Source organism: Streptomyces palmae (genome assembly GCF_004684805.1).
Classification (GTDB): domain Bacteria; phylum Actinomycetota; class Actinomycetes; order Streptomycetales; family Streptomycetaceae; genus Streptomyces; species Streptomyces palmae.
The window spans coordinates 1-847 of sequence record NZ_SRID01000754.1 but is presented as its reverse complement, the minus strand read 5'-3'; the positions used below and the strand labels follow the sequence as shown (position 1 = coordinate 847).

Genomic DNA, 847 nt, shown 5'->3' with positions numbered 1-847 from the left:
CCGCCTCGCCGACCACCCGCCCCCGGAAGTGGCCCCGACTCGTCAGCGGCCCCGGAAGCGGCGGCGTTCGGCGGCGGGAGGCTGGGGCGGGTGGTCGGCGAGGCGGACCACCGGGTCCTCCGGGCCTCCCTCGCGCCCGGCGACCACCGGTTTCTCGGCCCGCGCGGCCTTCGCCCGGTACTGGGCGGCGTCCGCGAGCCGGAACAGGCGGCGCGCCGAGCGCACCGGCCCGATCGGATCGCCGGTGGAGGCCACCCCGCAGGCGACGCCCTCGCCCAGCTCCAACTCGGCCGCGCGGCGACAGAGTTCGTCGGCCACCGCGACCACCTCGTCCGCCGTGGGGCCGACCGCCAGCAGGCAGAACTCGTCGCCGCCCAGCCGGGCCACCAGCGCGTCCGGAAGCATCGCCCCACACAGCGAGAGCACCGAACCGAAACGTTCCAGCAGTCGGTCGCCGACCGCGTGCCCCTGGGTGTCGTTGACCTTCTTCAGCCCGTTGAGGTCGCAGACCACCAGGCTCACCACGGTGCCCTCGACCCGGTGCGACTCCAGCGCCTCGTCCAGCCGCATGTCCACCGCCCGCCGGTTGCCGAGGCCGGTCAGCGGATCGGTGAAGGCGAGCCGGCGGGCCTCCTCCAGCCGCTCGGTCTGCGCGATCCCGGCGGCCGTGACCGCCGCCAGTACGGTCGCGAAGTCCGCGTCCCGCCGCTCGAACACCGGCCGGCCCACCGCCCGGGCCACGTACAGCTCACCCCAGGCCCGCCCCAGCAGCACGATCGGGGCCACCACGCAGCTCCCCCGGCCGCGGCGGCGCAGCGCGGCGCCCCGCCCCCAGCCCGCGTCGGGC

At 77.1% G+C, this 847-nt stretch carries 1 protein-coding gene; it reads right to left on the bottom strand.

What is annotated here, in order from left to right; translation table 11 throughout:
• Positions 1-42 precede the first annotated feature (42 nt).
• Positions 43-847: GGDEF domain-containing protein (locus E4099_RS32495; RefSeq protein WP_135342658.1), on the bottom strand; the 805-nt coding region annotated here is incomplete at its 5' end.